The following is a 26,179-nucleotide window of genomic DNA, read 5'->3' as shown; positions in this document are numbered from 1 at the left end:
TCATCATGGTTCCCAAGTTTCTGAACACCATCGACGGCCGCCAGGTGGCAGGCGTGGAGTGGTTCGATTCATACAACCCCGCCACCGGCGAAGTCATCGGTCATGTGGCCCAATCGACCGAGGCCCAGCTGGCGCAGGCCGTCGCGGCGGCGCGCGCCGCGCAGCCGGCCTGGGAAGCCCTGCCGGACGAGGCGCGCCGGCGCGCCATGGCCGACGTGGCGCAAATCCTGCAGGACAATGCCGAGTACCTCGCGGACTGGGTCACGCGCGAACAGGGCAAGCCGCTGGGCGGCCTGGGCCCCGCCGAGATTCCGGGCGCGCGCTACGAACTGGCGGGCTGCGTGGCCTGGACCCAGGCGCCGGCGGCCATGCCGCTGCACGACGAAACCGTTTTCGAGGACGACAGCCGGCGCGACGTGATGCAGCGCAAGCCCTACGGAGTGATCGCCGCCATCGCGCCGTGGAACTGGCCGCTGCTGATCGCGATCTGGCAGATCATTCCGGCCCTGCGCACCGGCAACACCGTCGTGCTCAAGCCGTCGGAATACACCAGCATCGCAAGCCTGGAAATGATCCGCCTGATCGCGGCGGCGCTGCCGCCGGGCGTCATCAACACCGTGGCCGGGGCCGGCGCCACCGGCGCGGCGCTGATCGCCCAGCCGGGCATAGACAAGATTCTGTTTACCGGTTCCGGCCGGACCGGTTCGCACATCGCAGGCACGGCGGCGCAGACGCTGCGGCCCACGACCATGGAGCTGGGCGGCAACGACGCCGCCATCGTCCTGGACGACGCCGATCCCGCCCGGATCGCCACGGGACTCTTCTGGGGCGCGTTCCTCAACATGGGCCAGACCTGCGCCTGCATCAAGCGTCTGTACGTGCCCGACAGCCTGCACGACGCCGTGGTCGCGCAGCTCAGGCAATTGGCGGCTTCCATGCCCATGGGCAATGGGTTGGAGCCCGGCGTGGCCATCGGGCCGATCCAGAACCGTCCTCAGCACCAGCGCATCGTCCGGCTGGTCGAACAGGCCCGGGCGCAAGGCGCGGTGGTGGAGTGCGGCGGCGCGCCGGCGGACGGTCCGGGCAATTTCTATCCCGTCACCCTGGTGACCGGCATCGCAGACGGCGCGGCGCTGGTCGACGAAGAGCAGTTCGGTCCGGTCCTGCCCATCATCCGCTACACGGACCTGGACGCCGCGATCGCCAGCGCCAACCGCCTGGACCTGGGCCTGGGCGCGTCGGTCTGGTCGTCCGATCCGGATCGGGCCGCGTCGGTCGCCGACCGCCTGCAGGCGGGCACGGTCTGGATAAACCAGCATGGCGCGGTGCACCCCGCGGTGCCGTTCGGCGGCATCAAGGGCTCCGGCTGGGGCGTGGAGTTCGGCCTGGAGGGACTGAAGGGCGTCACCCGGCCCAAGGTCATCAGCCTGGCCAAGGCCTAGCCGGCGCGCGGCCCGGCGCCGGCGGAATCAGCGCGCCAGCAGCGCCTGCGCCTGGGCCGCGATGTTCAGGTCGATGGCGGCGTCGTCGCCATCGTTCAGGTACCAGGCGGCGGACAGCCCGCACCAGGCCACCACCCATTGCAGCAGCCGGCGGCGCTCCAGGCCGGCTTGCCCGGCCACGATCTCCAGGCGCCGCTCGAAGCGGCCGGGCACGATGGCCACCGGCGGTTCGGGGTCCGACAGATCCGGGTTGCAGAAGATGTTTGCGTAGTCGAACGCGCGCTCGCCATACAGGCGCTTGGGATCGATGACCAGCCAGCCGCGAGCGCCGAAGTCCAGGATGTTGTCGTGGTGCGCGTCGCCATGCAGCACCGCCAGGTCCCGCTGGCTGTCGAGCAGGACGCGGGCATGGCGGGCGCTCTCGGCCAGGATGCCGCCGCGCGCGCGGGCGGCGGGCCAGAGATCGGCGAACCAGGACTGCAGCGGGCGCAGTTCGGGCAAGGGCTTGGCCCGCGGCGCATGCAGTTCCTGAAGCACGCCGCAGATGATGCGCGTCGCCTCGTCGTCGCGGCCGTTGCGCGCATACTCCGCCAGCGAGCGGCCGCCGGTGGCGCGCTCCAGCACAATGGCCTCGTCGTCGTGCGCGAGCACGCGCGCCGCGCCGTGCCCGTCCCACCAGCGCATCAGCACGCCGCCCTGTTTTTCATCTTCCTCGTGAGAGACCTTGAGCATGGCGGGCTGGCCGCGATGCAGCACCGGCAGCAGCCGCGCCGCATGGGTGACGATGGGGGCGCCGTCGGGCGTCAGATTCCAGCGGGAGAGGTAGGCGTCGAACATGGCAGCCGTGGCGGTCTTGATCGGAAGGCCTATGGTAGTGGAAGCGGCGCTCGGCTCCGGCTCAGCGCGCGCCGCGACCCGGCAGCAGCCCGGTGAGCGCCGCGGCCAGCAGATTGACCGCGGCGCTGATGGCGATGGGCAGCGCGTAGCCGCCGCGCAGGTCATAGGCGTAGCCGGCCGCAACCGGGCCGATCAGGGTGCCGAACGCCACGCTGGTGTACAGCACGCCGATGATGCCGCTGACATGGCGGCCGCCGAAGTAGTCCATGACCACGGCAGGCAGCAGCGCGACCCAGCCGCCGTAGAACAGACCGAAGGCCAGCGCGAACAGCGCCAGCGTCCAGAAATGGCCGCAGGCGCCCCATAACGCCAGCGTCGCCGCCATGCCGGCATACATGGCGGCCAGCGACGCGCGCCGGCCCAGGCGGTCGGCCAGCGCGCCCAGCAGATAGCGGCCGGCCGTGCTGCCCGCGCCTATCGAGCCCAGCAGCAGTACGGCGAGCGCCGGCTCGATGCCCCGGTCCAGGGCGTACGGAACCAGATGCACGAAGGGGACGAATACGCCGAAGGCGCCGGCCAGGCAGGCCAGGTACAACAGGACGAAAGCCTTGCTGCGCACCGCCGTCCGCACCGGCAGGCCGGGCGCCGCCGCGCGCGCCGCGTCGGCGGGCCGCGGACCGGCTGCGCCGTCGGGCAGCAGGCCGCGGTCCGCGGGAGAATTCTCGATCCAGCGCGCCGCCGCGCAGCCGGCCAGCGCCACGCCCGCGGCCAGTATCAGATACGCGCCGCGCCAGCCCCAGTGGTCGATCAGGACGGCCGCCAGCGCCGGCACCAGCAGCGTGCCCACTCCGATGCCGCTGACCGCCAGTCCCGACGCCATGGCGCGGCGGCGTTCGAACCAGCGCTGCACCGCGCCGACCACCGGCACGTAAGAGCAGCCTATGCCCAGTCCGACGCCCAGGCCATACGCCGCGTAGACCTGCGTCATGTTGCGCGCCGCGCCCGCCAGCGCGAGGCCCGTCGCCAGCAGCAGCATCCCGGCCACGGCCAGCCGTCGTGAACCGTAGCGGTCGGCCAGCGGACCGCTGATGGCGCCGAAGCCGAAATACAGAAACCCCGCCAGCGAGAACACCAGCGATACTGCGCCGCGGGTGGCGGAGAACTCCTGTTGCAGCGCCTCGACGAACGCGCTGAAAGAATACGCGCTGCCAAAGCCGAGCAAGGTAATCGCAAAGGCGGCGGCCACCACCCGCCATCCGCGGAAGATCGGTGCGGCGCGGCTGCGGCCGCCCAGCGGTTGCGCGGGGGTGGTCATTCGGCGTACTCCCGCGGGCGGCTCAGGTGCCAGCGCGTCGCCGCCTGGAAGGCGGCGCCCAGGCGCAACAGCGAGGCCTCGTTCAAATGAGCCGCCACGAGCTGCACGCCCATGGGCATGCCTGCTTCGCACAGTCCGGCGGGCAGCGTCAGGCAGGGATGGCCGGTCATGTCGAACACGCAGGTATAGCGCTGCAACGCGGCCACCAGCCCTGGCTGGCGGCCCAGCGTGCTGACGGTGGCCAGCGTCAGCGGGGCCATCGGCTGCACCGGCGTCAGCAGCGCATCGACGCCGCCGAACAAAGCGTCCACCTTGCCGCGCAAGGCCATGCGCCGCAGCAGGATGCGCTGGTAGTCCGTGCCGGACAGCGCCAGCCCCGCGTCCAGCACGGACGCCAGGACCGGGCCGTAGTCGGCGCTGCGCGCGGGATAGCTGGACGCGTGCGCCACGGCCGCTTCCACCGCGCAGTTCGGCGCCCAATCGCGTACGGCCTGTTCCGCGTCGGCGGCCGGAAAGCGCAGCGGCACCAGCGTCGCGCCCAGTTCCTGGAACACCTGCGCCGCGGCGGCCGTCATGGCCAGCGTCTGCGCGTCCGCGCCGTCGCCGTTCCAGTCCGCGTCGATGCCGATCCGCAGTCCTTGCGCCGGCTCCCCGGCCAGCCGGGCGTAAGGCGGCACGGGCGCCTGCAACGCGGTCGGGTCCAGCGGGTCGGGGCCGGCGATAGCCTGCAGCAGCACCGCGGCGTCGCGCGCGCTGCGGGCCATGACGCCCATGTGATCCAGCGACGGCGCCAGTTCGATGGCGCCGTGGCGGCTGACGCGGCCCCAGGTCGGCTTGATGCCCGTCAGCCCGGCGGCGGCGCTCGGCCAGCGGATCGAGCCGCCGGTGTCCGAGGCCGTCGCGCCGAAACACAGGCCCGCCGCCGTCGCCACCGCCGATCCGCTGGACGAGATCCCGGTCCAGTAGGCGGCGTTCCATGGGTTGCGCGGCGGCGCGATGTCGGGATGGTGATCCGAATAGGCGCCCTCGGTCATCTGCAACTGTCCCAGCAGCACCGCGCCCGCCTCGCGCAGCCGGCGCGTCACGGTAGCGTCGTAGTCCGCCGGCTTGTCACGGTGAAGCACGCCGCCGGCGGCCGTCGGCACGCCTTTGCGCCGGAACAGATCCTTCAACGCGATGGGCACGCCGTGCAGCGGACCGCGATAGCGGCCGGCGCGGATCTCGGCCTCGGCCGCCTCGGCCTCGCGCAGCGCCGACGCCGCCGTAACGCGGGCATAGCTGCGCAAGACGCCGTCCAGTTTTTCGATTCGCTGCAATTGGGCGCGCGTGACCTCGACCGGCGACGCCTCGCCCGACCAGATCAGCGCGGCCAGCTCGGTCAGTTCCAGATAATGGAGGGCAGCGCCCGGTTTGATGGCTGGTAGGGAGTTCATCTATGCTTGATCTAACGTGTACAAGGGCAAGGACTGCAAGTTAATCCCTGGAAACAAGCCCGTACAAGCCATGATTTCTATGCTTTTCGCATTAGAAAAACTAAACATTGTGTCGCCATCCAGATTGCCTCCGCTAAACGCTTTGCGCGCCTTCGAGGCCGCGGCCCGCCACCTGTCGGTAAAGGCCGCGGCCGAGGAACTGTGCGTGACGCCCGGCGCGGTCAGCCAGATGGTCAAGACGCTAGAGCAGCATCTGGGCGTGGCGCTGTTTCTGCGCATGAACCGCCGCATCCAGCTCACCGACGCGGGCCGCGATTTCCTGCCACCGGTGCGCAACGCCTTCCGCCAGATACTCGCGGCCTCGGCGCGCGTCGCCTCGCCGCCGGCCAGCCGCGTTCTCGTGGTCGGCACCACCGCGTTCTTCGCCTCGGCCTGGCTGATCCCGCGGCTGGCCGATTTCCATGCCCGCCATCCCGAAATCGATTTGCAGATCGTCACGGGCAACGCCCTGGCGGCGTTCGGTCGCGACGGCGCGGACATCGCGATCCGCCACGGACTGGGCCGCTATCCGGGCTTGCAGAGCGAACACCTGTTGACCGTGGCGGTCGTGCCCGTGGCCGCGGCCGGACTCGTCGCCACCCTGGGCATGCCGCGCAGCGCGCGCGACCTGCTGGACTGGCCGCGCGTGCACGATCAGGCGCGCAGCGGCTGGCAGCTATGGTTCGCGGCCCAGGGCGTCGAAGACGCGGGCATGCCGAGAGGTCCGGCCTTCGACGACGGCGGCCTGCTCCTGAAAGCGGTCGCCGCGGGGCAGGGCGCGGGCCTGTTGCCGGCCGCGATGGTGGCCGACGAACTGGCCTCGGGCCGCCTCGTGCAACTGGCGGACCAGGCCAGGCTGGAAGAGTTTGCGTACTACCTGGTCTGGCCGGGCAGGGCCGCGCTGCCGGACAAGGCGCGCGCGTTTCGCGACTGGCTGCGGGAATCGGGCGCCCGATGAGCGCGCCTCAGGCGCTGCCCGCCGCGGTCAGCGCCGCGGCCCGCCGCGCCAGTTCCGCCACGCCCAGGCTGGTGGCCAGCGTATGCCGTTCCAGCTCGTGCAGCGGCACCCAGCGGGCCTCGCTGGCGTCGTCGCCGGCGACGGGCTCGCCCGACCGCCAGCGGCACAGCACCGCGATCAGGATGAAATGGCGGCGCAGCGCGCCCGACTCGTCGCGATCGAACACGTCCACCGCGTCGAACACCTGCACCGGCTCGGCGCGCACACCGGTTTCCTCCAGCAGTTCGCGCGCGGCGGCGTCCTCGATGCGCTCGCCGGCCTCGATCTTGCCGCCGGGAAACGCCCAGCGGCCCGCATCGGGAGGATTGGCGCGGCGTACCAGCAGCACCTGGCCGTCGCGCACCACGGCCGCGATCGTGGCGGGAATGGGATGTGTGGTCATTGCGGAGTGTTATTTGAGCGCCGGGCCGGGATACGCCGCGGCGGACCTGCCTGTCGTGTTGACCCGTTCATCATATGACAGTAGCGCAAATCCCCGTGGTGCCGGCCTCGATTCCTGGTGCACACTGTCGCCACGCGCCGCCACGAGCGCATGCGATCGACAACAGGGGCTTGCAGCATGGACACACCGGACCGGCAGTTGCGCTATTTCCTGCGGATAGCCGAATTGAAATCGCTGTCGCGGGCGGCGGAGGAGCTGGATCAGACGCAGTCCGGACTCAGCCGGCAACTGGCCGCGCTGGAAGCGCACGTGGGCAAGCCGCTGTTCACGCGCACCGGGCGCGGGGTGGAACTGACCGAGGCCGGGGCCCGCCTGTTGGACGGCATATCGCCGGCCTACCGCAGCATCGACCGTACGCTGGAGGCGGTGCGCCAGCGCGAGGGCGTCACCCAGGGGACGGTCCGTCTGGCCACGGTGCATACGCTGAGCTATTACTTCATGGCCGAGGTGGTGGCCAGTTTCGTCAGCAGGCATGATCACGTGAATCTTTCCGTCATGGGCCGCAGTTCGCCCGAGGTGGTGGCGCTGGTGGAAAGCGGCAAGGCGGACGTGGGCTTCGTCTACGATTCGGCGGTCGCCTCGGACAACCTGGCCTCGACCACGCTGTTCGACGACGATATGTGCCTGATCGTGCAGGGCGGCCAGCCGTTGGTGGACAACGCGGACCTGGCCGGCATGAGCCTGCGGCTGGTCGGTTTTCCGCCGCATTACGCCCTGCGCAAGATGATCCACAGCGCCGGGCTGGAGCCCGAGTTCGTCGCCGAGGCCGAGACCATAGACGCCATGCTCAAGCTGGTGTCTTCCGGGGTGGGCGCCTGTATCCTGCCTTCGCGCATCCCCGACAAGCTGCTCAACGACTACGGCCTGCGCAAGGTTCGCATCCACAGCCCGATCCTGCGGCGGCGCGTGGTCGCCATCACGCTTGCGCGCCGCCAGCCTTTGCCTCTGGTGAGCGACCTGTTGGCCAGCGCCGTCCGCATCGCCCTGCAATAGCCCGGCGGCCGCCTCGGGCGGCGCGCCGAATAGCAGCTATGACCCTGGCTGCATGGCTGGATTGCGCCGTGGTTTCCATACTGTCGGTACTGCGCGCGCCGTGCGCCGCAGGCATAACAGGGGAAGACATGAATACCGCGTTAAGGGAAAAATCCTACTTCGACACCCGCGCCACGCAGGAAATGGCGCGCCATCTGCATGCCGTGCCGCGCAGCATCCAGGAGACCATGGCCTACGCCTGTCGCATCCTGGCCATGACCGAGCAGGAGGCCGGCCTGGCCGGGCAGATCAGCATGCGCTCGCAGCGGCCCGGCGCCTATTGGACGCTGCGCTTCGGCCTGGGCTTCGATGAAGCCACGCCGGCCGATTTCATCGAGGTCGACCGCGACCTGCACACGCTGACGGGCGAGGGCATGGCCAATCCGGCCACGCGTTTTCACCTGTGGGTCTACGAGGCCCGGCCCGACGTGCAGTCGATCATCCACACGCATTCGCCCTGGGCCTCGGCGCTGGCGGCGGCCCGCCAGCCGCTGGTGGTCGCCCAGATGGACATGACGCCGCTGCATGACGATTGCGCCTTTCTGGGCGAATGGCCGGGCGTGCCGATCGCAGACCAGGAGGGCGTCATCATCTCCCAGGCGCTGGGCGCCAAGCGGGCCATCATCCTGGCCCACCATGGCTATCTGACGGCGGGCCAGTCCTGCGAAGAGGCGACCTACCTGTCGGTGTACCTCGAACGCGCCGCCCGCATGCAGATCCGCGCCCAGGCGTTCGGCCCGCTCACGCCCGTGGACGATGCGCTGGCGCGCGAAGCGCACGACTACCTGCTCAAGCCCTCGATCGTCAACGCGACGTTCAACTACTGGGCCCGGCAGACGCATGGCGTCGCGCCCCTGCCGCTGCCGGCCGCCTGACGCCGCTGCGCGGCATTCCTCCAGACACTTTTCGGGGAGTCACGACATGATGACGACCAAGCCTGCGGCTGCGCGCTCGCGCCGCGAATACGTGACGGCCGGACTGGCCAGCATGATGGGCACCACGATCGAGTGGTACGACTTTTTTCTTTATGGCACGGCCGCGGCGCTGATCTTCAACAAGATCTTCTTTCCGGCCTTCGATCCGCTGACCGGTACGCTGGCGGCGTTCGCCACCTATTCGGTGGGTTTTTTCGCGCGGCCGCTGGGCGGCGTGATCTTCGGCCACTACGGCGACAAGATAGGCCGCAAGTCCATGCTGCTGATCACGCTGCTGCTGATGGGCGTGCCCACGATACTGATCGGACTGATTCCATCCTACGAGCAGATCGGCTACTGGGCCGCGGTGCTGCTGGTGCTGATGCGTTTTCTGCAAGGCATCGCGGTGGGCGGCGAATGGGGCGGGGCGGTGCTGATGGCGGTAGAGCACGCTCCCAATGGCAAAAAGGGCTTCTTCGGCAGCCTGCCGCAGGCCGGCGTGGCGCCGGGCCTGATCCTGTCGTCACTGGCGATGGGGGCGGTCGCGTCCCTGCCCGAGGCCGACATGCTGGCCTGGGGCTGGCGCTTGCCGTTTCTGGCCAGCGTGGTGCTGCTGCTGGTGGGCTGGTTCATCCGCGTCAAGGTGGCCGAATCGCCGGACTTCGAGCAGATGCGCGACAAGGGCGCCAAGGTCGAAGTGCCGGTGGCCGAGGTGCTGAAAAACCATCGCCGCGCGCTGCTGGTGGTGGTGGGCGCGAGGCTGGCGGAAGTGACCTGGTTCTATACCGTGGTGACGTTTTCCCTGGCCTACGCGACCGGCACGCTGGGCATCCCCCGCTCGGTGATGCTGGACGCCACCATCTGGGGCGCGGCGCTGGCGCTCATCACCATGCCGCTGTTCGGCATGCTGGGCGACCGCATCGGTCACAAGTGGGTGTTCATGGCCGGCACCATCGGCATCCTGGTGTGCGCGCCGCTGTTCTTCCTGTGGCTGGGCAGCCGTGAGACTGGCTGGATCATCGCGGCGGTGTGCCTGGCGATCGGCCTGGTGTATGCCTGCCTGTACGGGCCGGAGGGCACACTGTTTTCCAGCCAGTTCCCGGCCCATGTGCGCTATACGGGAATTTCGCTGGCGGTGCAGGTCTCCGGCGCCATCGGCGGCGGGCTTGCGCCCATCGTGGCGACCTGGCTGCTGGCCAAAGGCGGTGGCGATCCCAAGTACGTGGTGTGGTATCTGGCGCTCCTGGGGCTGGTCGCCCTGTACAGCGCCTGGCGCATGCGCAGCGAAGCCGCTGCGCCCGTGCTGCGCGTGCCGGCCCACACGGACCTGAGGACGCCATGAAGACCATCGATTATTACTTCTGGATGAATTCGGACTGGGCATACCTGGGCGCCGACCGCCTGGAGGCGCTGGCGGCCAGGCGACAGGCGGCGATCCGCTACCTGCCGGTAGACCTGCCCGAGGTCTACGCCCGCACCGGCGGCATATTGCTGGGCCGGCGCGCGCCAGAGCGCCAGGCCTACCGCGTGACGGAACTGGCGCGCTGGTGCCGCAAGCTGGGCATCCACGTCAATCCGCAGCCGGCCCACATGTGCCCGGACGCCAGCCTGGCCTCGCGCATCGTCATCGCGGCCGACAGCGCGGGCCTGCCGGTGGCGGCCCTGTACAAGGCCGTTCTGAAAGCGCAGTGGTGCGACGAGCAGGATATTTCCGACCCAGCCGCGCTACGCGACATCGTGCAGCGCGAGGGCCTGGACGCCGCGGCGCTGCTGGAGGCGGCGGCGCGGCCCGAAACGGAGGCAGCCTATCGGCGCAACACCGATGCCGCGGTGGCAGCCGGGGTGTTCGGGTCGCCGTCCTACGTCTATCGCGGCGAGCTGTTCTGGGGGCAGGACAGGCTCGACATGCTGGAGGAGGCGGTCGCGGCCTAGGCGGCGCGCCGCCCGTTTCACCGCGCGGTCGCGCCTGCTTCGGCCTGGCTGCGGCCGCGCGCCAGGAATTCGGCGGCACGCACGATGTCGACGTCGTTGCGGCGGTCCTCCGCCATGTAAGGAACCTGCTTGCGGAACTCGCGCCACAAGGCCCCGGTGCCCGCACCGGTCTTGAAATCGGGCTGTTTCGCAATGCGCAGGTCCACCGCCTGGGCGGCGTGCATCAGCTCCACCGCCAGCAGCGTCGTCATGCGGTCGACCTGGGCGGCCAGCCTGCGTCCGGAGGCGGGCGCGTTGGTGCCCACGTCCTCGATGTTTCCGGCCTGGGGTTGCACGTCGGTCGACATCGGCATGGACAGGGTCCGGATCTCCGCCGCCAGCGAGGAGACGGTTTTCTGGATGGGGCCATAGCCGATCGCGCCGTTGCCCGGGCTCAGAAACCTCGGCAGGCCGGTGAAGCCCGGGTCCGTCAGCCTGAGCGTGCGTTGCGTCGACAATTGCGCCACCTGGGACAGGGCCACCGTCATGCCCTGCAGGGGCAGCGCCCAGCCGCTGGGATCGAATCCGGCGCTGGGCAGCACGGCGCCGCGGACGGGCCCTTCGGTGACGTAGAACTGGCGCTCGTAGGGCTGCGCCGTCTCGGGCGGGCGGGCGTCCAGGGCCACGGTGGGATTGTCGTCGGAACTGTTGATCTGCAGCTGCAGCTGCCGTTGCAGCAGGTCCAGCATGTCGCGCGCCGCGCCGTGCGCCTGGCTCACCGTGCGAAAGCTCAGCGGGTCCTGCAGCGGCCGCTGGGCGTCCTGCTGCCAGAGAGAACTGCCTTGCAGCATGGCCGTCATGTGCTGCGCCGTGCGCAGTTGCCCGCCGTAGGGGCGCTGGGCCTGCGCGGCCGGCAGTATCGGCGCGAGATTGCCGTTCAGGCCTTCCAGCGACAGCGCCGCGACCGTGTCGGCCTGCGTCAGCAGCCTGGCGGCGTCCAGCGCCGCCAGCGATGCGACGGCGGCGCCATAGGCGTTCGAACTGACGATGGACAGCGCGTCCTTGCCGAAGGGCCGCACCGGCTCCAGGCCGGCCTGGCGCAGCGCCTCGGCCGCGGGCAGGCGCCGGCCGCCATAATAGACTTCGCCTTCGCCCGTCATGGCCAGTCCGATCTGCGGCAGGATCGTGATGTCCGCTTCCCCGACCGAGCCTTCGCCGAACATGACGGGAGTGATCCCGCGGTTGATGAATTCGGCGTACTGGCGCAGCACCGCCGGCTGCATGCCCGAACCGCCGAACAGGGCGGTATTGAGCCGGATGAGCATCGCCGCGCGCGTGACGTCCTGCGGCGATTCGGCGCCGTAGGCGGCGCTGTGCGAGCGCAGCAGGTTGCGGTTGAACTGTTCCGACAGCTTGCGGACCTCGGCCGAAATCTCGCTGCCCTCGAAAATGGTCTGGTCCTTGTTGAGTCCGACGCCGCGGTTCAGGCCGTACACGGGACGTTCCAGCCGGGCATACGCGAGCAGAAGGTCGTACGAACGCTGGGCCCGCAGCATGGCGTCGTCGGCCAGGGTCACGCCGCAGCCCCGCCGGGCCACGGATTCGACCTGCGCCAAGGTGAGCGAGCGGCCGTCGAGCGCGACCGGATCGCAGGCGGGGGCGGCGGTCGCCGCGGACGCAAGCAGGGCCGCCAGCAGCATGGCCGCAGGCAGGGCGGCGCGCGCAGGCGGGGCGAGGGCGGGGACGGGATGGCGATTGCAGTCGGGCATCAGGACTCCTGGCGAGAGGAAATGGGCGTGGCGCCGCCGCGGGCGACGGAGAGGCCCGCGGCGATGGAGGTCGAGGCGTTGCCGGTGCTAAGGGCGGGCCTGGCCGCGCAGCGGCAGGCGCAGCAGGTCCTGGCCCAGCACGACCGGGCCCGGGAAGGTCTGGCGGGCTTTTTCCCAATGTTCGGGGGGCGCGTCGCCGGGCACCAGATGCGACAGCACCAGCGTCTTGACGCCCGCACGGGCGGCCACTTCGCCGGCCTGTTCGGGGGTGGTGTGCGCTTCCAGCAACTGTTTGGCCAAGGCCTGCTGGCGCGCGTTCCAGGGCTTGGCGCCGACGATGTGGTCGACCCAGGCCGGATCGATCGCCTCGTGCACCAGAACGTCGGCGCCGCGCGCCAGCCTGATCAGGTTTTCGCTGACCGCGGTGTCGCCCGAGAACACCACCGAACCCGCGGCGGTGTCGAAACGATAGGCGAAGTTGGGATACACCAGCCCGTGCGGCACCAGCACGGCGCTGACCTTGACGCGCTCATCCTGCCAGACGGGGAACGGTTCCATCGGCGGCGCCGGGTCCGTGTTCGGGTCCCGCACCACGCCGGCCGGCACGGCGATATCGTGCGCGTCGAAGAACTGGCGGATGTCCGGCACGCCTTCGCTGCGCACGCGTATGTTGAGGTCGGCCGACATCCCGGCGACGACCGATTCGACCAGATCGCGGGTTCCGGCCGAGGGATTTTCGGCATGGATCACCGGATCGTCCTTCATGCCGGGCGCCAGCGGCGACAGCACGCCGCGGCGTCCGGGGCCGTAGATCTGCATGGAGGCCTTGGCCCGGCGCCGGGCGCTGGGGTCGTACATCAACAGCGTGGCCAGGTCGATGACATGGTCGGTGTGCAGGTGGGTGAAGAACAGCGCCTGCTCCGCGCCGGGCTTGACGCCGGCGCGCCGCAGCTGGCGGTAGGCGCCCGAACCCAGATCGACGATATAGGCCCGGCCGTCCACCACCACCGCCGACGAGATTCCATGGGGCGAGTCCTCGCCGTACCAGGTCGGTCCTCCGGCCACGCCGAGCAGGACCAGCTCGGCCGCGGGCGGGGGTTCGGCCGCGAGCGAACCCGAAGCCAGGCTCGCCAGCGCGAAGGCGGCGGCGATCAATGTCTTGCGTGCTTTGGCGTTAAACATGGCGGCTCTGCGGAAGAAGGGTCAACGCGACCAGCGCAACCGCGCTGGCGCCCATTACATACAAGGCGGGGGCGAACGCGATCCCCGTGGTGTAGGTGATCCAGGTCAGGATGGCGGGGGCGAAGCCGCCCAGGACGGTGACCGCCGTGTTGTACGACAGGGACATGCCCGAGGAGCGCACCGCGGTGGGAAAGACCTCGGACAGCGCCGCCGGCGCCACGCCCACATACAAGGACACCATCAGGCAGAACAGCGACTGCACCACGATGAGCGTGCCCTGGGTATGCGAGTCCCGCAGCCACATCATGAGCGGATAGACGGCGAGCAGCATGATGAGGGCGGCCACGCGCAGCACGTTGCGGCGGCCGTAGCGGTCCGACAGCGTGCCGGCGAAGACGCAGCCCCCGATCAGGAACAGGTTGCCCACCAGGGCGGCCAGGAAGGCTTGCGAACTGGAAAAGCCCATCGACTTCTGTACGTAGATGGGCATGAAGATGATCAGCGCATAGGGGCCGATGGCCCACAGCACGGAGATGCACAGGCCCGTCAGCAGCTCTTTGGGATAGTCGCGGATCACCGACAGCAGCGGCGTTTTGACGGGCTTGCCCTGGCGGGCCTGGCGCGCCTGTTCCTCGCGGAAGTGCGGCGTTTCGTCCAGCGCCCGCCGCATCCACAGGCCGACCGGCGCGATCGCCAGGCCGATGATGAACGGCACGCGCCAGCCCCATTCGCCCACCTGCTGTTCGGTCAGCAGCGTGGTGACCAGGGTCGCGACCAGCGCGCCCAGCAGGTTGGAGATGCCCATGCTGGCCTGCAGCCACGAGGCGTATTGGCCGCGCTTGCCTTCGGGCGCATGTTCGACCAGGAAGGCGGTGGCGCCGCCCACTTCGCCGCCGGCCGAAAAGCCCTGCAGCACCCGGCCGCACACGATGAGCAGCGGCGCGCCCACGCCGATCGCCGCATAGGGAGGCGCGGCGGCGATGAGCAGCGTTCCCAGGGCCATCAGCATGATGGTCAGCGTCAGCGCCGCCTTGCGGCCGGCGCGGTCGCCGTAGGAGCCCAGCACCAGCGCGCCCAGCGGCCGCACGACGAAACCCAGCCCGAAGGCCAGGAACGACGCCATCAGCTGGACCGCCGGATCGGAGTTCTGGAAGAAGTTCTGCCCGATGTACACCGCGAACAGGGCATAGACCGTGAAGTCGTACCATTCGAGCGCATTGCCGGCCGATGCGGCGATGACCGCCTTGCGTCCGCTGTGCATGCCGGCCGCTGGAGCGGACTCATGGTCCGGCATGGCGGCGGCTCCCGGGTTGAGCGTGATGTCTTTCATTTTTTCCCCATCGAGGTCGTGTGCGCCTGTATGACGCTATATGTATCGCCTGTGGCTCTCCCGCCTCGGGCGGGAGAGGGTTTTCGCTTGCTACGCTGGCCGGCTCGAGGCCAGTTCGGAAAGATGGTGCTGGCGCGAGCCGAACCGGGCCTCGATCACCGTCACCCGCTTGAAATGCGCGCCGACCTGCAATTCCTCGGTCATGCCGATGCCGCCATGGAGCTGGATCGCGCCCTGGCCGACGATGCGCGCGGACCTGCCGACCTGCGCCTTGGCCATGGAAAGCAGCCGCGTCGCCTCCGGCAGGCCTTCGGCCAGCGCCATGTTGGCCGCCAGGGTGAGCGAACGGGCTTCTTCCAGCGCCGTGTACATGTCCACCTGCCGGTGCTGCAGCGCCTGGAAGGCGCCGATGGCGCGCCCGAACTGCTGGCGCACTTTCAGATAGGCCAGGGTGGCGTCGTGCATGGCCTGCATCGCGCCGACGGCGTCGCCGCACAGCGCGCCGATCGCGTGCGCGTACAGGTCGTCCAGCACGGCGGCGCCTTCGTCCGGCCGGCCCAGCACGGCGGCCCGGTCGATGCGCACGTCGTCGAAGCGCAGGTGCGCGGCGTTGCCGCCGTCCAGCCTGCGGAAGGCGCGCTGCGTCACGCCCGGGGCGTCGGCCGGCACCAGAAACAGGGTGATGCCGTCGCGCTCGCCCGGCTGGCCGGCGGTGCGCGCCGACACCATGAACGCCTGTGCGCCCGGCGCGTCCGACACCGTGTGCTTGGCGCCCTGCAGCACGTAGCCGTCGCCGTCGCGCCGCGCTTTCATGGCGACGGCGTAGCGGTTTTCGTGCGCGCCGGCCTCGCGGTGGGCCAGCGCCATTCTGTAGTCGCCGCGGGCAAGCGGGCCCAGGCAGGCTTCGCGCTGCGCCGGGCTGCCGTGGCGCAGCAGGCAGCCCGCGCCCAGGACGGCGGTCGCCAGGTAGGGCTCGCCGGCCAGCGCCTTGCCCAACGCCTCCATGACGATCATGGCCTCCACCGGCCCGCCGCCGATGCCGCCCAGGTCTTCCGGCAGCAGCAACGCCAGCCATCCCAGTTCGGCCATCAGCGTCCAGTCTTCCGGCGCATAGCCGCGGGCGCTGGCGACCAGGCGCCTGCGCCGTTCGAAATCGCCGCAGTCGCGCACGTAGGCCTCGGTGCTGTCCCGCAGCATGCGCTGCACTTCATTGAACGAAAAATCCATCGTCTTCTCCTACAGCGCCAGCACGTGCTTGGCCAGAATGTTGCGCTGGATTTCGTTGGACCCGCCCCAGATCGTGACCTTGCGCAGATTGAGGTAGAGCGGCCCGGCGGCCGCCGCGAAATCCGGACCCAGCGCGTCGGCGTCGGCGCCCGTTCCGTCCAGCAGCGCTTCGTCCAGGGCCAGCGCGTCCGCGCCCAGGCAGTCCATGGCCAGTTCGCTGATCGACTGTTCGATTTCCGTGCCGCGTATCTTCAGGATGGAGGCGGCGCTGCCGGGACTCTGGCCCGCGTTCATGGCGCTAAGAAAGCGCAGCTCGGTGTATTCCAGCGCGCACAGCTGCGTTTCCAGGTCCGCCACGCGCAGGCGCAGGGCAGGGTCGTCCAGCCGGCAGCCGCCCATGCCGTCGGGCAGGCGCTGCGCCACGCCCTTGACCCGCGACAGCAGGCGTTTGGAGCGGGCCACGCCCGAGATCACGAAGCGCTCGTGTTCGAGCAGGAACTTGCCGTAGGACCAGCCGGCGCCTTCTCCGCCGACCAGCTGGGAAGCCGGAACCCGCACGTTGTCGAAGAACACCTCGTTGACTTCGGCGTCTCCGTCCAGCATGCGGATGGGGCGCAGGCTGATGCCGGGCGAGCGCATGTCCAGCAGCAGGAAAGAGATGCCCTGCTGGGGACGTTCTTCCTTGCTGGTGCGCACCAGGGCGAACATCCAGTCGGCCCATTGCGCCCAGGTGGTCCAGATCTTGGAGCCGTTGACGATGTAATCGTCGCCGTCGCGCACGGCCGTCGTGCGCAGCGAAGCCAGGTCCGAGCCGGACCCCGGCTCGGAATAGCCCTGGCACCACCAGTCGCGGTTGGCCAGGATGCGCGGCAGAAAGCGCGCCTTCTGCGCTTCGTCGCCATAGGTGTAGATCACCGGCCCCACCATGTTGACGCCGAACTGCACCAGCGGCGGACAGGGCTGCGCGCCATACTCCTGCTGGAACAGATACTTCTGCACCGGGCTCCAGCCGGGCCCGCCGTACTGTTCGGGCCAGTTCACCGCATACCAGCCGCGCGCCGCCAGGACGTCCTGCCAGCGCACGTAATCGCTGCGTTCCAGACGCAGCCCCAGTTCCACCTTGCGCCGGATATCGCTCGGCAGGTTCTGCGCGATGAAATCGCGTACTTCGCAGCGAAATCGCTCTTCTTCCGGGCTGAACCGCATTTCCATTCCGTTTCTCCTCAGATCACGCCCGCCGCGCGCAGGCCGTCGATGGCCGCGGCGTCCATTCCCAATACCTCGGCGAGCACTGACGCGCTGTGCTGCCCCAGCGTCGGCGCGCCATCCAGCCTGCCCCGCGCCACCCCGGAAAAATGCACCGGCTGCTCGACCAGTTCCACCTCGCCCAGCACGGGGTGGAGCGCGCGGGTGGCCAGCCGCCGCACGCGCGCCTGTTCGCTGTCGATCGCCTGGGCCGTGTCCTGGATGGGCGCGGCGGGTACGCCGGCTCGCGTCAGGGCCGCCACGGCCTCTTCCACGCTTTGCGTCGTGCTCCACGCCTCGATCAGCGGCCGCAGCTCGGCGTCGTTGCGGCTGCGCTCGCCGTCGCTGCCGAAGCGCGGATCGGCGGGCAGGTCGGGCCGGCCTATGGTGTCCGCCACCGCCTGGAACAGCTTGTCGTTGGCCGCCGCGATGACCAGGTGCCCGTCGCGCGCGGCGTAGGCGCCGAAGGGCGAGCTCAGCGGATGCCGGTTGCCGACGCGCACCGGCGGGACGCCGCCGAACAGGTACTGGGCCAGCGCGGTGGGCTGCATGGCCAGCAGCGCATCGAACATGGCCACATCGATATGGCGGCCGCGTCCGCTGCGTTCGCGGTCGTACAGGGCGGCCATGATTCCCCAGGCGGCGAACATGCCGGCGCAGATGTCGCCGACCGACTCGCCGATGAGCGTCGGCGCGCCGTCGGCCTCGCCGGTCAGGCTCATCATTCCGCTCATGGCCTGCGCCACCACGTCGTAGGACGGCCGCCCCGCGTTGGGGCCGTTCTGGCCGAACCCGGAGATGCTGCAATACACCAGGTCGGGTTTGCGCCCGGCCAGCTCGGCATAGCCGATGCCCAGCCTGTCGGCCACGCCGGGCTTGAAGTTCTCGATGACCACGTCGCTTCTGGCGGCGAGTTCGCGCGCGATGCGCTGGCCCTCGGCATGCTTCAGGTCGAGGCGCACGCTTTTCTTGCCCCGGTTGTTGAGGATGAAGTTGGTGCTTTCGCCCTGGACCATGCGGCCCATGTGCCGCTGGTCGTCGCCTTGCGGCGGTTCGACCTTGATCACCTCGGCGCCCAGGTCGGCGAGCATCGCGGTGCAATAGGGCCCGGCCAGCACCCTCGTGAAATCCAGCACCCGCAAGCCTTGCAGCATTTTGTTTTCCATGTCGCCAGTCGCCATGTCCGTGGAATCAACGGCCGCCCGCGGCGGTATCGATGCGGGCGATTCCCTTTTTGTTCACCTCGTCCAGGGCCTCTTCGTAGCCGGCGTCCGCATAGCGCAGCACGCCGCTGGCCGTGTCGTTGGTCAAGGACAGGCGCAGCCGCTCGTCGGCAGCGCTGGAGCCGTCGGCCACGACGGTGACGCCGGCGCTGGTCATGTAGCCGCTGTATCCGCCGCCGCCCGAATGGATCGCCACCAGGTCGGCGCTGGACGAACAGTTGATCATCGCGTTGAGCAGCGGCCAGTCGGCAATGGCGTCCGAGCCGTCGCGCATGTTTTCCGTCATGATGTTGGGGTGGGCCATCGCGCCGGCGTCCAGGTGGTCGCGCGTGAAGGCCACCGGCGCGCTCAGCTCGCCGTCGCGAACCATCCGGTTCACCTCCAGCGCCAGTTCGGTGCGTTCGCCGTGGCCCAGCCAGGCGATGCGCGCGGGCAGCCCCTCGAACGGCACCTCTTCGCGCGCCAGCCTGATCCAGTTGGACACGATGAAGTTGTCCGGAAAACGCCGCAGCAGGAAATCGTCGATCTTGCGGATGTCTTCGGGGTCGTTGGACAGCGCGATCCAGCGGAACGGGCCGATGGCGCGCGCGAACAGCGGCCTCAGGAAGGCTTCCGTGAAGACCGGGATCTCGAAGGCGCGCTCGACGCCGCCCTGGCTGGCGTGGGTGCGGATGAGGTTGCCGTTGTCGAACACCACCGCGCCGCGGTCCTTGAAGCCCAGCATCGCGGTGACGTGGCGCACGATGGACTCGCGGCTGGCGTCCATCAGGCGGGAAACGTCGGTGCGGCGCAATTGCGCCACCTGCTCCAGCGTATAGCCGGCGGGGATGTAGCCATAGACCAGGTCATGCGCCGACGTCTGGTCGGTGACGATGTCCGGCACGATGCCGCGCGCCAGGATCTCCGGATAGATGTCGGCGGCATTGCCCAGCAGGCCCACGGAAATGGGCTCGCGGCGGGCCTGCGCCTGGCGGATCAGTTCCAGCGCTTCGTCCAGCGAGTCCGCGCGCCGCTCCAGGAAGCCGGCCTTGATCCGTTTTTCGATGCGTTCGGGATTGATCTCGACCGTGAGGATGGCGGCGTTCGCCATGCGGCCGGCCAGCGGCTGCGCCCCGCCCATGCCGCCCATGCCCGCCGTCAGGATGAAGCGGCCGCGCAGGTCATTGCCGAAATGGCGCTCGGCGATGCGCGAGAAGATCTCGTATGTCCCCTGGATCACGCCTTGCGAGCCGATGTACTGCCAGTCTCCCGCCGTCAGCCCGCCCCAGCAGATCAGGTTGTCCCGTTCCCACTGGTAGAAATTCTCGGCCCGCGCCCATTGGCCGACCATATTGCAGTTGGCCATGATGACGATGGGCGCCTGCGGATGCGTGCGCAGCACGCCGATGGGCTTGCCCGACTGCACGATCAGGGTCTGGTCTTCTTCCAGGTCGAGCAAGGCCTGCACGATGGCGTCATGCGATGGCCAGTCGCGCGCGGCGCGGCCCAGGGCGGCATAGACCACCAGGTTGTCGGGGTCCTCGCCCACGGCCAGCACGTTCTCCAGCAGGCGCAGCAAGGCTTCCTGGCGCCATCCTTTGCAGCGCAGCGCATTGCCGCCGGGGATATTGAATTCGCGTTTCACGTCGGTGTTCCTCAGGGTGCCAGTGCGTAGTCGGTGAAGTTCATGCCCAATGCCCTTTCCACGATCGGATAGACCGAGGGATCGGTGACGCTGGAAGACAGGGGGATGTGCTGCTTGCTGACGTGCAGGATGCTGACCTCCAGGCCCGGGCGCAGCTTTCCGGCGCTTACCGGGTTGCCGTCGGCGTCCAGCGTGGTGATGACGTCCGGATAGCAGGCGATGCGTTCGCCGTGGGCGTCGGTCACCGCCATGTGTTCGTTCATCACGTGGATCACGCGCTTGCCCGCGCCTTCGCCGATTTCCACGGTGCCGATGTCGAAGGCTTCCTCGGTGTATTGCAGCGTGTTGCGCACGACCTTGCCCGAGCCGATGATTTCGCCGGCAGTGGCCTTGCAGATGGCGTCGATCACGGCGCTGCCGCCGCGCGGTTGCGCCGCGAGTATGGCCTCGCCCAGCGCCAGGGCCTTGCTGATGCCGCCCAGCGCCGCATGCCGGCGCACATACGACGCGCGTATCGGGTTGCGGCAGCTTGCGATGAAGCCGCCCGCCATGTCCGCGGCCTTGCGCAGCACCGGCGACACCTTGCCGGTGGCGCCGTGGACGGTCAGTTCGATATAGGAGTTGCTGGCGCGATTGCCGCCGACGGCGCACTGGATCATCGGCTCGGGGCTGCCCGCCATGCCCAGCGAACCCATGTCGCCGGTGGGGTGGGCGCGGATATCGCCCACGGCGTCCACGACCTTGGTGCCCAGCACCGCCGAAGGCAGCCAACCGTTGAGGGTGCTGGACATGCCGTTCTGGCCGATGATCAGCCCGTACACGGGTTCGCCCAGCGCGTCCTGCAGCCGCTGCGCGGCCTTGACGTAATCGATGCCCAGCATCTGCCAGTCGGTCAGCCCGCCCGGGGCGCCGATGGCCGCGGCCGTGGCGATCCAGGCGTCGTCCGGCACTTCGTCCATCGAGACCAGTTCCGGCCGGCCAATGGTGACCGCCATCGAACCCAGTTCACGGCCGTGCTCGGCCCAGCCGCCGCCGCCGCAGGCGAATACCGAGCCGCCCCGGACCGCCGCCTCGACATCGCGCATAGTCAAGATTCTTCCCATGATGCCTTCCTCCCGATTGCTGTTGAAACCTTCCCGCGCGTTGGACACGGGATGGACGGGGGCATCATAGGAATCAAATTTGATAATGTCGTATTACCTTTTATGCCTTATGCATAACATCACGTTAATCGATGGCGGCCGCCAGAGTGGGGGCGTCGACCCACGGCCTGACGCCCTAAGGGATATCCCCAGTGCAGTGGCCGGCGCTAGGCGTCCTGGTCGAGGTTGTGCAGCACGTTGATGAATGCCAGCGCCAGCCGCGACAGCGGCTGCAGCTGCAGATGGAACACGTTGACCGGGGCGTTCACCGTTCCGCTGATGGGCACCGTGACCACTTCTGACCAGATCGGCCCGGCCACCGTGATTTCGTCCACCAGCGCCACGCCCGCGCCCGCCTGCACCAGGGCGCAGGCGACGTGGGCCTGCTGGACTTCGATGCGCGGCTCGGGCTGCGCCTCTTCGCCGCCGAACAGTTTGTTGATCAGTATGCCGAACGGAATGTCGGCGCTATAGCCGATCAAGGGCTCGTTGACCAGGTCGCGCACCGTCACCTTGCCGCGCGCGGCGAGGGGATGGCCCTTGGGCAGCACCGCCACGATCTTGTTTTCGTACAGCGGCTGCCAGGCCAGGCTCGGGTGGTCCACGGGCATGTACGCCACGCCCAGCTCCACCTGCTGCGTCAGCAGGGATTGCTGCATCACGGCGGGAATCAGCGTCTGCAGCACGATGCGGACCTCGGGAAAGTGGCGGCGGAACTGCGCGATGGCGCGCGGCAGCAGCGACTGGCCCAGGCTGGGGCTGCAGGAAAGGCGCAGCTGGCCCTCGCGGTTTTCCGCCAGGTTGTCCGCCACTTCGTTGACCCGCTGCACGTTCTGGTAGAGGGCCGTGACTTCCACGAACAGCCGGCGCGCCTCCGGGGTGGGGTAGAGCCGGCCCTTGATGCGCTGGAACAGCATCAGGCCCAGGCGCTGCTCGGTATAGGCGATCAGCCGGCTGACGGCCGGCTGGGACACGAACAGCAGCTTGGACGCGCCGCTGATGGAACCGCTGAGCATGATGGCCCGGAAGACCTCGATCTGCCGCAGATTCAATTTCATCCGATTAACCTGATGTTAATTGCTACATACATATAAGCATAAGACGTTTTGGATGGTCGCTCACTACACTTCCTGCACTCAATCAAGGAATGGATGCGGTCATGAGCGATTTCGATTTGGTGGTGCGCGGCAATATCGTCGATCCGGACGCGGTGGCGGCCGACGCCTGGCTGGCGGTTCGGGACGGGAAAATCGCGGCGCGCGGCGTCGGCGAGCCGCCCGCGGCGCGCGACAGCGTGGACGCGCGGGGGCAGTGGATCGTGCCCGGGGTGGTGGACGGCCAGGTGCACGCGGGCAGCCAGCAGAACCAGGAAGGGCTGGGATGGGCTTCGCGCGCGGCAGCCGCGGGCGGGGTCACGGTCATGGTGGACATGCCTTACGACGACCCGCAACCGGTGGCGTCGCGTCCGCAGCTGGACGCCAAGATCGCCGAAGCGCAGCGCGACTGTCACGTGGACGTCGCGCTGTTCGGCACCCTGAATACCGAGCACGGCCTGCAGGCCGCGGCGGGACTCATCGAAGGCGGCGTGTGCGCGTTCAAGTTCTCCACCTTCGAAGCCACCCCGGGGCGCTTTCCCCGCATCGAAGAGGACGACCTGTATGAGGCGTTCCGCCTGATCGCGCCGTCGGGCCTGGCCTGCGGCGTGCACAACCAGATGCAGGAACTGACGCGCAAGAACATCGCGCGCCTGGTCGACGCCGGCGACACGGGCTGGGACGCCTTCATGCGCGCCCATACGCCGCTGATCGAAAACCTCGCCACGGCGCTGATCTACGAGATCGGCGCCGAGACGGGCGCGCGCGCGCACGCCGTGCACGTGTCGACGTCGCGCGGGTTCGAAATCTGCAACATGTATCGCCGCAGCGGCCATCGCGCCAGCATCGAAACCTGCGTGCAGTACCTGATGCTCAATCATGAGGAACATACCCGCCGTTTCGGCGCCAAGACCAAGCACTACCCGCCGATCCGGCCCAAGGCCGAGGTGGACCTGCTGTGGACGCACATCGCCAACGACGAATGCACTTTCGTCTCGTCGGACCATGTGAGCTGGGGCCTGGAGCGCAAGCAGAATCCCAACGTCTTCAAGAACTCGTCCGGAGGCCCGGGCCTGGAAACACTGCTGCCGGCATTCTGGACCGGTTGCGAAGAGCATGGCATCGCGCCGTCCATGGTGGTGCGGCAGTTGAGCCGCAACCCGGCGCAGCACTTCCTGCTCGACGACCGCAAGGGCACGCTGGAAGTGGGCAAGGACGCCGACATCGTCATCCTCAAGCCGGAACGCTACGCCTACGACCCCGCGACCAGTCTCTCGGCGGTGCAGTGGAGCTCGTTCGAGGGCCGGGAATTCACCGTGCGCGTGGCCGGCACCTGGTGCCGCGGCCAGCAGGCGTACGATGGCCGGCGCATCGTCAACCAGAAGGGCGACGGCCGTTTCCTGCGGCCGCGCAGCGCCTGAGGAGGCGGGAATATGTCAGCCGAATTTCCTCCCCTGAACGCGCAGCGTCTGTGGCGCCGCGTCGAGACCCTGGCCGGATTCACCGAACCCGGCGTTCCCTGGACCCGGCGCGCGTTCTCGCCCCTGTTCGCCGAAGCGCGAAACTGGCTGCGCCAGGAATTCGAGGCCGCGGGCCTGCAGGTCGGCCTCGACGCCGGCGGCAACCTGACGGGACGCAGGGCCGGGCGCGACCCTGGCCGCAAGCCGATATCCACCGGCTCGCATTGCGATACGGTGTCCGGCGGCGGCCGCTTCGACGGCATCATCGGCGTACTGGCCGGCATCGAAGTCGCCCACGCGATGCGGGAACATGGCGTCGAGCTGGCGCATCCGTTCGAGGTGATCGATTTTCTTTCCGAGGAGCCCAGCGACTACGGTCCCTCGTGCATCGGCAGCCGCGCGTTGAGCGGCAAGCTGGACAGCGCCATGCTGGCCGCGCGCAACCCGCAGGGAGAAAGCCTGGCCGAGGGCCTGCGCCGCATCGGCGCGGACCCGCAGGCGCTGCATGCGCCGTTGCGCGGTCCGGGCGGCACCGCGGCGTTCGTCGAACTGCATATCGAACAGGGCCCGGTGCTGGAAAGCCGCCGCATACCCATCGGCGTGGTCACCAACATCGTCGGTATCCGCCGGGTGCTGATCACCGTGGATGGGCAGCCGGACCACGCCGGCACCACGCCCATGGACATCCGCCGCGACGCCCTGGTGGGCGCGGCCCGGTTCATCGACGCCGCCCATCGTCGGGCCAGCGCGTTGAATGGCGCGCCCCATTACGTGGTCGCCACCGTGGGGCGCCTGACCTTGACGCCCAATGCCGCCAACGCCGTGCCGGGCAGAGTGGAGATGGTGCTGGAGGTGCGCAGCGACAGCGACGCCGTGCTGGACGGCTTTCCGGAGGCGCTGATGGACGAGGTGGGCGACGGCCTGAAGGCGCTGAGGCTGACCGCGTCCATGACGCCGGTCAGCCGCGCCGCGCCCACCGATTGCTCGCCGCTGGTGATGAGCGCGGTCGAAACCGCATCGCAGCGGTTGGGATATGCTTCGATGCGCCTGCCCAGCGGCGCCGGGCACGATGCCGTCTACATGGCGCCCACGGGGCCGATGGGGATGATCTTCATCCCCTGCCTGAACGGGCGCAGCCATTGTCCCGAGGAATGGATCGAGCCCGAGCAGCTGCTGGATGGCGCCCGCGTGCTGTACCAGACGGTGCTGGAGCTCGATTCCGCGCTGCGGCGGTGAGGACGCCGTCCTACCGCTTCACCAGCGGACAGCTGGACTTCGACAGCGGCATGAAGGCCTGGTCGCCCGGCAGGGTGGCCACCAGCTTGTAGTAGTCCCAGGGGCGCTTGGACTCCGACGGCTGCTTGACCTCGAACAGGTACATGTCGTGCACCATGCGGCCGTCTTCGCGGATGCGGCCGTTGGCGGCGAAGAAGTCGTTGATCGGCATGGACTTCATCTGCTTCATGACGGCGGCGGTTTCGTCGGTGCCGGCGGCCTGCACGGCCTTCAGGTAGTGCATCACGGACGAATACGTGCCGGCCTGGCTCATGTTGGGCATTTTCCTGAGCTTGTCGTAGTAGCGCTGGGACCAGGCGCGCGTCTGGTCGTTCATGTCCCAGTAGAAGGCCTCGGTCAGGGTCAGGCCGGCGGCGGCCTGCAGGCCGATGGCGTGGATGTCGTTGATGTAGAGCAGCAGCCCGGCCATTTTCTGGCCGCCCTTGGTCAGGCCGAATTCGCTGGCCGCCTTGATGGCGTTGACGGTGTCGCCGCCGGCGTTGGCCAGGCCCACGATCTGCGCGCGGCTGGCCTGAGCCTGCAGCAGGTAGGAGGCGAAGTCGCTGGAGCCCAGCGGGTGGCGCGACGCGCCCAGCACGGTGCCGCCGTTGGCCTTCACCACTTCGGTCGCCGAGGCCTGCAAGGTGTGGCCGAAGGCATAGTCGGCGGTCAGGAAGTACCAGCTCTTGCCGCCCTGTTCGACGGTGGCGCGCGCCGTGGTGTTGGCCAGCGACCAGGTGTCGTAGGTGTAGTGCACGGAGTAGGGCGAGCACAGGTCGTTGGTGATGCGCTCGGTGCCTGGCCCGCTGTAGACCACGATCTTCTTCTTTTCTCGCGCGACTTCCAGCACCGCCAGCGCGGGCGCCGAGCCGGCCACGTCCATGATGGCGTCCACCTGTTCGGTGTCGTACCACTGGCGCGCCTTGGCCGCGGCGATGTCGGCCTTGTTCTGGTGGTCCACCACCAGCAGGTCGATCTTCCTGCCCAGCACCGTGCCGCCGAAATCGTCGATCGCCATTTGCGCCGCGGTGGCGCTGCCCTTGCCGGTCACGTCGGCGTACACGCCGCTCATGTCCAGGATCAGCCCCAGGCGGACGATGTCGTCGGAAATCGCGCCGGGCGGGGCCGCCGCGGCCCCGGCGGTGACGGCGGAGCTGGCGAAAACCAGGGCGAGGGCGCTGCGCAACTGCGGGAAAATCCGTGGCGTTCCGGGGCGTTTCATGGC

Annotated in this window: 22 protein-coding genes; 8 read left to right on the top strand and 14 right to left on the bottom strand. The window is 69.0% G+C overall.

Annotation, left to right across the window (positions count from 1 at the left end):
* Nucleotides 1-5: 5 nt before the first annotated feature.
* Entirely contained in the window at nucleotides 6-1,442 is a 1,437-nt protein-coding gene (locus tag C1I89_RS04020) for an aldehyde dehydrogenase family protein (RefSeq protein WP_102771470.1), read from the top strand.
* A 27-nt stretch (nucleotides 1,443-1,469) separates the two neighbouring features.
* Here C1I89_RS04020 and C1I89_RS04015 read toward each other — a convergent pair whose 3' ends face one another.
* The 3 genes from C1I89_RS04015 to C1I89_RS04005 all read right to left on the bottom strand — a co-directional run bounded on the left by C1I89_RS04015 (nucleotide 1,470) and on the right by C1I89_RS04005 (nucleotide 5,027).
* Complete coding sequence (locus C1I89_RS04015) at nucleotides 1,470-2,279, bottom strand: aminoglycoside phosphotransferase family protein (RefSeq protein WP_102771469.1); 810 nt, start codon at nucleotides 2,277-2,279, stop codon at nucleotides 1,470-1,472.
* 61 nt (nucleotides 2,280-2,340) lie between these two features.
* Nucleotides 2,341-3,594 carry an MFS transporter gene (locus tag C1I89_RS04010; RefSeq protein ID WP_102771468.1) on the bottom strand — a complete coding sequence of 418 codons (1,254 nt, stop codon included), beginning with the start codon at nucleotides 3,592-3,594 and terminating at the stop codon, nucleotides 2,341-2,343.
* A complete protein-coding gene (locus tag C1I89_RS04005; RefSeq protein WP_102771467.1) occupies nucleotides 3,591-5,027 on the bottom strand; it encodes an amidase in 1,437 nt (478 codons plus the stop codon). The genes C1I89_RS04010 and C1I89_RS04005 overlap by 4 nt, the downstream gene beginning before the upstream one ends.
* Before the next feature lie 109 nt (nucleotides 5,028-5,136).
* Here C1I89_RS04005 and gcvA point away from each other — a divergent pair, with 109 nt between their 5' ends.
* A complete protein-coding gene (gene gcvA / locus C1I89_RS04000; protein WP_102771466.1) occupies nucleotides 5,137-6,024 on the top strand; it encodes a transcriptional regulator GcvA in 888 nt (295 codons plus the stop codon).
* 7 nt (nucleotides 6,025-6,031) lie between these two features.
* On the opposite strand, the gene C1I89_RS03995 is transcribed toward gcvA, so the two are convergent.
* Nucleotides 6,032-6,466 (bottom strand): NUDIX hydrolase, encoded by a 435-nt coding sequence (locus C1I89_RS03995; protein ID WP_102771465.1) that lies wholly within the window; start codon nucleotides 6,464-6,466, stop codon nucleotides 6,032-6,034.
* A gap of 177 nt (nucleotides 6,467-6,643) precedes the next feature.
* On the opposite strand from C1I89_RS03995, the gene C1I89_RS03990 reads away from it, so the two are divergent.
* The 4 genes from C1I89_RS03990 to C1I89_RS03975 all read left to right on the top strand — a co-directional run bounded on the left by C1I89_RS03990 (nucleotide 6,644) and on the right by C1I89_RS03975 (nucleotide 10,404).
* On the top strand, nucleotides 6,644-7,519 hold the full coding sequence (locus C1I89_RS03990) for a LysR family transcriptional regulator (RefSeq protein WP_102771464.1): 876 nt from the start codon (nucleotides 6,644-6,646) through the stop codon (nucleotides 7,517-7,519).
* A 128-nt stretch (nucleotides 7,520-7,647) separates the two neighbouring features.
* Complete coding sequence (locus C1I89_RS03985; RefSeq protein ID WP_102771463.1) at nucleotides 7,648-8,433, top strand: aldolase; 786 nt, start codon at nucleotides 7,648-7,650, stop codon at nucleotides 8,431-8,433.
* A 46-nt stretch (nucleotides 8,434-8,479) separates the two neighbouring features.
* Nucleotides 8,480-9,814 (top strand): MFS transporter, encoded by a 1,335-nt coding sequence (locus tag C1I89_RS03980; RefSeq protein WP_102771462.1) that lies wholly within the window; start codon nucleotides 8,480-8,482, stop codon nucleotides 9,812-9,814.
* A complete protein-coding gene (locus C1I89_RS03975; RefSeq protein WP_102771461.1) occupies nucleotides 9,811-10,404 on the top strand; it encodes a 2-hydroxychromene-2-carboxylate isomerase in 594 nt (197 codons plus the stop codon). The genes C1I89_RS03980 and C1I89_RS03975 overlap by 4 nt, the downstream gene beginning before the upstream one ends.
* Before the next feature lie 17 nt (nucleotides 10,405-10,421).
* On the opposite strand, the gene C1I89_RS03970 is transcribed toward C1I89_RS03975, so the two are convergent.
* The 9 genes from C1I89_RS03970 to C1I89_RS03930 form a co-directional block, all read right to left on the bottom strand.
* The gene (locus C1I89_RS03970) at nucleotides 10,422-12,083 is read right to left on the bottom strand and encodes an HAL/PAL/TAL family ammonia-lyase (protein WP_258231350.1); all 1,662 of its coding nucleotides are present in this window, start codon (nucleotides 12,081-12,083) and stop codon (nucleotides 10,422-10,424) included.
* A gap of 156 nt (nucleotides 12,084-12,239) precedes the next feature.
* Nucleotides 12,240-13,334, bottom strand: coding sequence for an MBL fold metallo-hydrolase (locus tag C1I89_RS03965; protein ID WP_102771459.1), 1,095 nt, complete (start codon nucleotides 13,332-13,334; stop codon nucleotides 12,240-12,242).
* Nucleotides 13,327-14,664: an MFS transporter gene (locus tag C1I89_RS03960; protein ID WP_102771458.1), complete on the bottom strand. Its 1,338-nt coding sequence runs from the start codon at nucleotides 14,662-14,664 to the stop codon at nucleotides 13,327-13,329. The genes C1I89_RS03965 and C1I89_RS03960 overlap by 8 nt, the downstream gene beginning before the upstream one ends.
* 90 nt (nucleotides 14,665-14,754) lie before the next feature.
* Nucleotides 14,755-15,891 carry an acyl-CoA dehydrogenase family protein gene (locus C1I89_RS03955; RefSeq protein ID WP_102771457.1) on the bottom strand — a complete coding sequence of 379 codons (1,137 nt, stop codon included), beginning with the start codon at nucleotides 15,889-15,891 and terminating at the stop codon, nucleotides 14,755-14,757.
* Between the two features lie 9 nt (nucleotides 15,892-15,900).
* Entirely contained in the window at nucleotides 15,901-17,103 is a 1,203-nt protein-coding gene (locus C1I89_RS03950) for an acyl-CoA dehydrogenase family protein (protein WP_102771456.1), read from the bottom strand.
* A gap of 11 nt (nucleotides 17,104-17,114) precedes the next feature.
* The gene (locus tag C1I89_RS03945; RefSeq protein ID WP_168202129.1) at nucleotides 17,115-18,302 is read right to left on the bottom strand and encodes a CaiB/BaiF CoA transferase family protein; all 1,188 of its coding nucleotides are present in this window, start codon (nucleotides 18,300-18,302) and stop codon (nucleotides 17,115-17,117) included.
* Between the two features lie 25 nt (nucleotides 18,303-18,327).
* The gene (locus C1I89_RS03940; RefSeq protein ID WP_102771455.1) at nucleotides 18,328-19,983 is read right to left on the bottom strand and encodes a urocanate hydratase; all 1,656 of its coding nucleotides are present in this window, start codon (nucleotides 19,981-19,983) and stop codon (nucleotides 18,328-18,330) included.
* Between the two features lie 11 nt (nucleotides 19,984-19,994).
* Nucleotides 19,995-21,086: a DUF917 domain-containing protein gene (locus C1I89_RS03935; RefSeq protein ID WP_102771854.1), complete on the bottom strand. Its 1,092-nt coding sequence runs from the start codon at nucleotides 21,084-21,086 to the stop codon at nucleotides 19,995-19,997.
* A 206-nt stretch (nucleotides 21,087-21,292) separates the two neighbouring features.
* Nucleotides 21,293-22,183 carry a LysR family transcriptional regulator gene (locus tag C1I89_RS03930; RefSeq protein ID WP_102771454.1) on the bottom strand — a complete coding sequence of 297 codons (891 nt, stop codon included), beginning with the start codon at nucleotides 22,181-22,183 and terminating at the stop codon, nucleotides 21,293-21,295.
* Nucleotides 22,184-22,284: 101 nt separating this feature from the next.
* Between C1I89_RS03930 and C1I89_RS03925 the strand changes: the two genes are divergently transcribed.
* Complete coding sequence (locus tag C1I89_RS03925) at nucleotides 22,285-23,640, top strand: dihydroorotase (RefSeq protein ID WP_102771453.1); 1,356 nt, start codon at nucleotides 22,285-22,287, stop codon at nucleotides 23,638-23,640.
* Nucleotides 23,641-23,652: 12 nt separating this feature from the next.
* Nucleotides 23,653-24,915: a Zn-dependent hydrolase gene (locus C1I89_RS03920; protein ID WP_102771452.1), complete on the top strand. Its 1,263-nt coding sequence runs from the start codon at nucleotides 23,653-23,655 to the stop codon at nucleotides 24,913-24,915.
* Between the two features lie 10 nt (nucleotides 24,916-24,925).
* Here the strand turns inward: C1I89_RS03920 and C1I89_RS03915 are convergent, their stop codons facing one another.
* A complete protein-coding gene (locus C1I89_RS03915) occupies nucleotides 24,926-26,176 on the bottom strand; it encodes an ABC transporter substrate-binding protein (RefSeq protein WP_102771451.1) in 1,251 nt (416 codons plus the stop codon).
* Between the last annotated feature and the right edge of the window lie 3 nt (nucleotides 26,177-26,179).

Source organism: Achromobacter pulmonis (genome assembly GCF_002885955.2).
Taxonomy (GTDB): domain Bacteria; phylum Pseudomonadota; class Gammaproteobacteria; order Burkholderiales; family Burkholderiaceae_B; genus Achromobacter; species Achromobacter pulmonis_A.
This window is presented reverse-complemented; position numbering and strand designations above follow the sequence as displayed.